Consider the following 8,088-nt stretch of genomic DNA (forward strand, 5'->3'; position numbering starts at 1 on the left):
ATTGGCACCATCCGGTCGCCCGCGCCGCCCGGTCCCTCGCGCCGCCCGGTCCTCCCGCTCCCCACTCCCCGCCACCCGGGGCGTCGACCGCTTCCCACCGCGTGGAACCCAGGCTGGTGCACGGGCATCCGCCACCGGCTCAGCCGTACCGTGCGCCGACCGGTCTCCGCAGCTGGCGTAGGCAGGACGATCCGGTCATCCGCGGCGGGTGCAGCCGGACGGGGACCCCCGTGCTCCCGGCGGTGCTGTGATCCCCGCCGCCCGCCTCGTCCGGATCGACTGCGACTTCGGCGATCTTCCGGACTTCCGGCCAGCCGGGTCGTCGGCGCCGTGTCTCGCAAACAGCGCAGGTGCACGCCATCGGTTACCGCAGCGGCAGGGAGATCGACCGCCATGATGTCCGCGTCCGTCGGGGACAGGTTCGTCATCCACGGCCGCACCGTGGGCAACCCGCAGCGGCACGGCGTCGTGATCGAGATCGGCGGTGCCGACGGTGGTCCGCCATTCGTCGTTCGATGGGGCGATGGGGCAAGGAGGCGAGAGGGCGAGGGGCCGCTCTTCCCGAGCTACGCCTCCCGTCGAGCTCCACGTCACCCGGCAGCCGGTCCGAATCTGACCGTCGCCGTCGCCGTCGCCGTCGCCATCCGCCGGCCGACCGCCGACGATGCGGCCGCTGCCGCCGCGCACTGCCACCATCGGGCAACGCACGGGGGAGGCACGGAGCCGCTCCCCAGCCCGCCCGTTCATACGGCCACCTACAGGCCGAACGAGGGTTGCCTTGAAGGCATTGCGTCTATGAGGCGTCGAGACCTCCGCCGCCGATTACGCAATGTGCCCCCTCGGTTTCATTCGGAAGCTCCAAAAAGATCAACGTCCGAGCTACTCCCCTCGAATGTGATCTACGCTATACACCGAGGGATGCAGCCCTCGGACCGACCGGTCACTTTGCGTTGATCCGGAGGCCAAAGAAGACTCCGGAGCGTGCCCGATGCCGCCAAGTACCATGCCAGCCGACAATCCGACGAGCCGTCCTGACCCGACCGACCGCACGAGCTCGTCCGACGGGGATCCCGGCGGTCCCTTTTCCCGGAACCTGACCGGTCCACGGGCGCACGGGCCCGCCGAACCACCGGATGGTTCGGGCGGGCGCTGGCGGGCGCTCGTCGCACGCAACGGCCGGCGTTCCGGTGCCGTCGTCGTCGTGACCCTGCTCGTCACGCTCGTCCTCGGCTACGGGTTGAACCGGCTGGAGTTCACCACCGGCCAGGACAACTACCTCAACAGCGATTCACAAGTGGCCCGGGACAACGTCGACTACCAGTCGTTGTTCGGCGGGCAGGCGATGCTCACCCTGTTCACGATCGAGCGCGGCGCCGACGCCGACGACCTGTTCACCCCGCACAACATCGAGCAGTTCCGGGCTCTGCAGACCGAGCTCGACGCGGATCCGCGAATCCAGTCGGTAATCACCCCGCTGACCGCGCTGGAGTTCACCGACAAGCTGGTCCGCAGCAATACCGGCAACGTCCTCGACAGCCCGGCCGCGAAGATGCTCCTGGGCGCCCAGAGCCGCGACCCCGATCTGGGCTCGGCGCAGCGCCGCCTCGGCGACTCGTTGGCCACCCTGAAGCGGATGCAGGCGATCCCCGAGGCGCAGCGGACGTTCGCCAACCCGGCCTGGGTCGACTTCCTGCTCCACGACAACACCGGCGCGATCCGCAAGTCGCTGCGGCCGTTCTTCCCGACCGCGTCGACCGCCCAGATGGTCACCCGGCTGGAGGGCAACGCCTCGCTGGACGCCGAGGGCGAGGGCGCGCGGATCGTCGAGCGGGCCACGTCCGGCCTGCGGTTCGACCACGCGACGGCGATGACCACCGGCGCCGCCGTCCTGCTCCGGGACATCAACGACTACCTCCGCGGCGGCTTCCTCACCCTCGGCGTCATCTCACTGGCGCTGATGGCCGGGCTGCTGATCGTCGCGTTCAAGGTGCGCTGGCGGCTGCTGCCGCTCGGGGTCGTCGGAGTCGGGCTCATCTGGGCCTTCGGCCTCGCCGGGTACATCGGCGTGCCGCTGTCCGTGGTGACCATCGCCGGCCTGCCCGTCCTGCTCGGCGTCGGCATCGACTTCGCCGTGCAGCTCCACAGCCGGGTCGAGGAGGAAGCCCAGCTCGACCGGGCCGGCAACCCCGTGGCGGCGGCTCTGGCGGGGCTGTTGCCGGCGCTGGCGCTGGCCACCGTCGCCGCCGTGCTCGCCTTCCTGGCCCTGGAGTTCAGCCAGGTCCCGATGATCCGCGACTTCGGCACGCTGCTCGCCCTCGGGCTGCCGGTCATCGTCGTCGCGACGGTGCTGCTGCTCACCGCGTCGCTGACCACGCGGGAACGGCGCCGGCCCACGCCGCCGAAGGACTACACCCACGGCCCGCTGGGTCGCACCGTCATCCGGCTGGGCGCCCTGCCGCGGATCACCGTGATCCCGCTCGTCGTGGCCGCCGCGGCGATCTTCGTTGGCGGGATCTTCGCGGACGACCGGCTGACGATCCAGACCGACCCCGAGAAGTGGGTCGACCAGCAGAGCCAGGTGATCAAGAACATCAACACGCTGCGGGCGAGCACCGGTTCGGCCAGCGAGCTCGGCATCTTCGTCCAGTCGCGCGACGTGTTCGACGACGAGACGGCCGCCTTCGTCGGCAGGTTCGCCAACGCGCAGCTCGCGGCCCACCCCGACGACCTGCTGGACGCCTCCAGCCTGGTGACGACCATCAGCTACCTGATGGAGGTACCGAACACCACCCTCGTGATGCCGACCGGCGCGGACATCCGGCTCGCCTACCAGGTGGCGCCGCCCGACATCCAGCGCGCCATGGTCAACCGCGAGCGCAAGGCGCTGAACCTCGTCTTCCGGACCGGCTCCGGGTCGCTGGAGCGCCAGGCCGGCGTCGTCGACGACATCCGCGGCCATGTCCGTCCCCCGGCCGGCATCAGCGCCACCCCGTCGGGGCTGGCCGTCGTCGGCACCGGGCTGTTGGACAACTTCGCCAAGAACCGGGTCGAGCTGGCGTACTACGCCCTGGCCGCGGTGTTCGTCCTGCTCGTGCTGTACAACCGGGGCCTGGTGCGGGCGGTGCTGTCGGTGGTGCCGGTGCTGATCGCGGTCGGGCTCAGCTCGATCATCGCCTTGCTGATCGGGGTCGATCTGAGCCCGCTCACGGCGGTCAGTGGCCCACTGATCATCGCGCTGTGCACGGAGTTCACGACCCTGCTCGTGCTACGTCACCTGGAGGAACGCAGGCGCGGCCTGGGGCCGCTCGAGGCGGTCGAGGCCGCCGCGGCCCGCACCGGGCGGGCCTTCCTCGTCTCCGCGCTGGCCGCCGTGATCGGCGTCGCCGCGCTGGCGTTCAGTTCGCTTCCGCTGCTGCGGGACTTCGGCCTGCTGGTCGCCCTGAACGTTGCCGTCGCCCTGCTGTCCGCGCTGGTCGTCCTGCCTCCGCTGCTGGTCTGGGCCGACGAGCGGGGCTGGGTGCACCACCGCGGCCCCACCAGCCCCACCGGGACGCCCGTGCCGAGATCGGACAAAAGACGCATAAGCGGATAGGCGGCTACGCAGAGGACCGGGGGCCGCCCCGGCACCGGGTGTCGAGCCAGCTCAGCGGGCGTCACGGCCGAGGTAGAGCCGAGGTAGAAAGGAACCAGGGCCGGGTTACCCCGACACGGCAGCGTGATTGCGCGGCGGCGTCACCCGGCCGGCCCGGGTCTTCGTTCCCCTGCCCGTATGTGGCACGCTCAGGAAACGTGTTCCCGGGCCGGCGCATCACGGCCACCGCCGCCGGCGGGTGGTTCCCGGGACTACCGCACCCGCCACGCAGGCTCGGCAGCCGCCCGAGCGTCGAAGGAGAAGGCATGAGTTTCGACTTCAAGGTCGCGGATCTTGCGTTGGCCGAGTTCGGCCGCAAGGAGATCCGTCTTGCCGAGCACGAGATGCCCGGCCTGATGGCCACCCGGGCGGAGTACGCGGCCAGCCAGCCGCTGCGGGGCGCCCGCATCATGGGCTCCCTGCACATGACGATCCAGACCGCGGTCCTCATCGAGACCCTGGTGGCGCTCGGCGCCGATGTCCGCTGGGTCTCCTGCAACATCTTCTCCACCCAGGACCACGCGGCCGCCGCGATCGTCCTCGGGCCGAACGGCACCAAGGACGACCCGCAGGGCGTGCCGGTCTTCGCCTGGAAGGGCGAGACCCTCGACGAGTACTGGTGGTGCACCGACCAGGCGCTGGCCTGGCCGGACGGCGGCACCCCGAACATGATTCTCGACGACGGCGGCGACGCGACCCTGCTCGTCCACAAGGGCGCGCAGTTCGAGACGGCCGGCGCGGTCCCGGCGACCGACCCCTCGGACAGCGAGGAGTACGCGATCGTCCTGGAGACGCTGCGTCGCACCATCGCCGAGAAGCCCGGCCGGTGGACCGAGACGGCGCAGAACATCAAGGGCGTCACCGAGGAGACCACCACCGGCGTCCACCGTCTCTACGAGATGGCCAAGGTCGGCACGCTCGCCTTCCCTGCGATCAACGTCAACGACTCGGTGACGAAGTCGAAGTTCGACAACAAGTACGGCTGCCGGCACTCGGTCATCGACGGCCTCAACCGTGCCACCGACGCACTCATCGGCGGCAAGGTCGCCGTGGTCGCCGGCTACGGCGACGTCGGCAAGGGCTGTGCGGACGCGCTGCGCGGCCAGGGCGCCCGGGTCATCGTCACCGAGATCGACCCGATCTGCGCCCTGCAGGCCGCCATGGACGGCTTCCAGGTCACCGTGCTCGAGGACATCGTCGGGAGCGCCGACATCTTCGTCAGCACCACCGGCAACTTCAACATCATCACCGCCGCCCACATGGCCGCGATGAAGCATCAGGCGATCGTGTCGAACATCGGACACTTCGACAACGAGATCGACATGGCTGGCCTGACGAAGACCGCAGGCATCGAGAAGATCAACATCAAGCCGCAGGTCGACGAGTGGGTCTTCCCGGACGGCCACTCGATCATCGTGCTCGCCGAGGGCCGGCTGATGAACCTCGGCTGCGCGACCGGCCACCCGAGCTTCGTGATGTCGAACAGCTTCACCAACCAGGTGATCGCGCAGATCGAGCTGTTCACCAAGACCGAGAGCTACCCGGTCGGCGTCTATGTGCTGCCCAAGCACCTCGACGAGAAGGTCGCCCGGCTCCACCTCGACGCGCTCGGCGTAAAGCTCACCGAACTGACCAAGCAGCAGGCTGACTACATCGGCGTGCCCGTCGAGGGTCCGTACAAGGCCGACCACTACCGCTACTAGTGGCCCACCTTCATCAGGGACCGCTCCACCGAAGATGATCAGGGCCGCCGCGGCGGCCTGGCGTAGGGCCGCCCGGCGCCGTCCTGCAGCGCCCTCCTACAGCGCCGCGATGCCGCCGGGGCGCGCCGCTCAGCGCTGTGTGGACGACCAGCAGACCGCCGTCCACGCCGGGTCGCTGGTGTCCGCCAGGTCGTACCAGCCGTCCGGCAGGTAGGTCCCCCAGGTCACCGGCGGCTCGTCGACACCGCTGCCGGCCTCGGCGCCGGCAGGGCGCGGCACTGCGAAGACCGCCTCACCACCCGGGCAGCCCTGGTGCTCGAACCGGAACGTGGGCTCGCCCGCGTCGGGCCCGCGACCGGCCTCGGTCCGGCACAGCAGCGCCGTCGACGGCCGCCAGAACGTCGCGATGTGGGCGTAGTAGCCGGCCTCGAGCCAGGTCACGCCGGACGCCGGCGCACCGTCCGACGCCGGCACGCTGACCTCGCTGACCTGGCCGGACGGGCAGCTCGCCCAGACCACGCCGCCGGCACGGGCAACCCCGGCGTCGGCCACGGCGAGCAGTCCGGTCAGGGCGACCGTGGCGCCGGCGGCCGCGAGGGTCGCGCGGGCCGGCCGGGATCCGCGGAAGTAGCGGCCCCGCCGACGCGCGGTGAGCCGGGCCGGTCGGTGGACGTCGCCGGGAGCGGGCGGGCCCCCCGCGGCGGTGGGCGTCGGTCGCCCGGCCCGCCGGCGCGAGGCTGCGGCATACGGCACTGAATGCCTCCTTCTCGAACCCGGCCGCGAACGACCGTGAACCGTCTGCGCGGGATCGGAACACCCGTTCCACGATTTGGTCCGGGATTCCCGTAAATAAAACAGCAATCGCCCGCCAGGATAGCGGCAGTTGGCGGAACGTTGAGATTTCGTTCGCCTGGGCCCTCGAGCCCTCGAAGCCGGCACCGTCCGGCCGCCGACCACCTCTTCCTTGTCTTTCCACCGGGACGAACCGGGCGCGCAGGCCGGCAGAAAGATGCGGAAGGTTCGGCGTCCTCGGCCACGGTCGGTCGGGTCGACCTCAGGTGCCGGCCGCAGTCGGCAGTTCGTTCAGCGGAGGCAGCGGGCGCAGAACTCGATTTCGGTTGTCGCCGAGAGGTCGTACAGGTCGTGCCGACGGCCGGTGGCCGTATAGCCCAGCCGCCGGTACAGCCGGTGAGCGTCGGTGAACCGCGTGTCGGTCCACAGCCGCATTTGCCGCGCGTCCCACCGCCGAGCCTCGCGCTCGGCCCGGCGCACCAGGGCCGCTCCTAGCCCCCGGGGGCGGGCGGCAGGCGGCCACGTACAGCGTCTTCAGCTCGGCCCAGCCGGCCCACTCGGATGCCTCGGCCCGCTCCGGTGCGGCCGGGAAACCCGTCGCCGGCCGATCCCACACCGCCACGCTGCCGAGCACCCCGCCGATCGGCCCAGCCATCGCCGCCGGCCCCGCCATCACCGCCGGCCCGATCGGGTCGGCGGTGATCACCCGCAAGGCCCGAGCGGGCTCCTCCGCGGTTGCCGCATGGGCCGTTCCGGGGGCCCGCAGCCACGGTTCCTCGGCGTCGACGTCGAGGACGCAGCCCGGGTACTGCGCCCATGCGCTCGCGATCAGGTCCTGGAGGGCGACGGCGTCGGAGTCCCGTGCCCGCCGCAGGCCGGGGAGCAGCTCGCGGCGCATCCACACGTGCTCGATGCCCGCCTCGACGTCGGGCTCGCCGATCGGCCGATAACCCTGGCGGGCGTAGAAGTCCGCCACCCTCGTTCCACGGCCGGCAGGCCACGCTCCCCCGCCCGACCTTCCAGGGCCGCGGTGACCTAGCCGGCCCAGGCCCCGACCGCGCCAGGCGGCGGCGACGGCGACCCGCCCGATGACCCCCGCCGGCTCCACGCTCGGCTGGCGGGGCCCCTGGTCAAGCAGGCGGGCCGTGGCCACCGCTCGACCGTCGGCGGCAAGGACGACGGCATGGTCCGCGGCGGCGTCCCCGCGACCACGGTGACGGTGCCGACCGGACGCCCGCTCACCGGTTGCTGGTCCGATCGGGGGACGCGACGGCCAGGTCCGGACATAGGCCGGCAGTCTAGGCGTCGCGGCCGGCAGACGGCTGGCGGGTGAGTCCGAGGGCCCAAGCCCTCGGACGAGGCGATCCGGCCCGGTGTGACCTCGCCCAGCCGGTCCACCGAGGCAGGTTTCCGTGGGCGGCACGTCCGGGCATCCTGCCCGATACGGACCGACAACCACGGACCCGGCATCATGACCATCTCGGTGCGCCGAGTAGAAAGCAGGACTGTACCGGTCAGCGCCGGCCATCATCGGTCGGCACGGACAATTGACCGCATGAAGAGGAAGCGGCCCGGAATCGTGATTTTCCAGACGAGGACCTGTCGTGACGACGCGTGCGCACCGGAGGACCGCCGACGATGACGCCGACTCTTTACCCGCCGGCCCGACTACGGCCGGTGCGGAACACCTCCGGCCTGATGATCCAGCCGACTCGCGGACTCATCGCGCACGTCCAGGTCGGCACCGGATCGTTGTTCGGCTGGTTCGACAACGCTGCCAGCCAGGTCAGCTCCCGTCCAAAAACGGCGACTTCGAGCAGTATGTTCCGTTCGATCAGCGGGCCTGGGCGCAGGCGGCCGGGAATCCGTACTGGATCTCCTGCGAATGCGAGGGGTACGAGACCGAGGACTACACACCGGTACAAATCACCAGACTGGCCGAGCTGTTCAACTGGGGTATGC

5 protein-coding genes and 1 pseudogene are annotated in these 8,088 nt (G+C 70.8%); 4 read left to right on the forward strand and 2 right to left on the reverse strand.

The features are described from left to right. The first annotated feature begins 396 nt into the window (after positions 1–396). The 3 genes from G6R25_RS18685 to ahcY all read left to right on the forward strand — a co-directional run bounded on the left by G6R25_RS18685 (position 397) and on the right by ahcY (position 5,334). Complete coding sequence (locus G6R25_RS18685) at positions 397–954, forward strand: DUF1918 domain-containing protein (RefSeq protein ID WP_163554011.1); 558 nt, start codon at positions 397–399, stop codon at positions 952–954. Between the two features lie 34 nt (positions 955–988). Beyond that, on the forward strand, positions 989–3,592 hold the full coding sequence (locus G6R25_RS18690) for an efflux RND transporter permease subunit (protein ID WP_235949020.1): 2,604 nt from the start codon (positions 989–991) through the stop codon (positions 3,590–3,592). A 305-nt stretch (positions 3,593–3,897) separates the two neighbouring features. Next, the gene (ahcY, locus tag G6R25_RS18695) at positions 3,898–5,334 is read left to right on the forward strand and encodes an adenosylhomocysteinase (protein WP_163554012.1); all 1,437 of its coding nucleotides are present in this window, start codon (positions 3,898–3,900) and stop codon (positions 5,332–5,334) included. A 129-nt stretch (positions 5,335–5,463) separates the two neighbouring features. On the opposite strand, the gene G6R25_RS18700 is transcribed toward ahcY, so the two are convergent. Both G6R25_RS18700 and G6R25_RS31900 read right to left on the reverse strand, forming a co-directional pair. Next, entirely contained in the window at positions 5,464–6,087 is a 624-nt protein-coding gene (locus G6R25_RS18700) for a hypothetical protein (RefSeq protein ID WP_163554013.1), read from the reverse strand. A gap of 301 nt (positions 6,088–6,388) precedes the next feature. Further along, positions 6,389–7,279, reverse strand: a complete 891-nt coding sequence (locus tag G6R25_RS31900; RefSeq protein ID WP_473246915.1) for a GNAT family N-acetyltransferase — start codon at positions 7,277–7,279, stop codon at positions 6,389–6,391. A 485-nt stretch (positions 7,280–7,764) separates the two neighbouring features. Between G6R25_RS31900 and G6R25_RS18710 the strand changes: the two are divergent. After that, positions 7,765–8,088, forward strand: a pseudogene (locus G6R25_RS18710) (N-acetylmuramoyl-L-alanine amidase); the annotation flags it as partial.

This window comes from Candidatus Frankia alpina, assembly GCF_902806485.1.
Taxonomy (GTDB): domain Bacteria; phylum Actinomycetota; class Actinomycetes; order Frankiales; family Frankiaceae; genus Frankia; species Frankia alpina.

Excerpts from the sequence above, each read along its gene's own strand:
- G6R25_RS18685 (WP_163554011.1), top strand. The coding sequence starts at position 397 with ATGTCCGCGTCCGTCGGGGACAGGTTCGTCATCCACGGCCGCACCGTG.
- ahcY (WP_163554012.1), top strand. The coding sequence starts at position 3,898 with ATGAGTTTCGACTTCAAGGTCGCGGATCTTGCGTTGGCCGAGTTCGGC.
- G6R25_RS18690 (WP_235949020.1), top strand. The coding sequence starts at position 989 with ATGCCGCCAAGTACCATGCCAGCCGACAATCCGACGAGCCGTCCTGAC.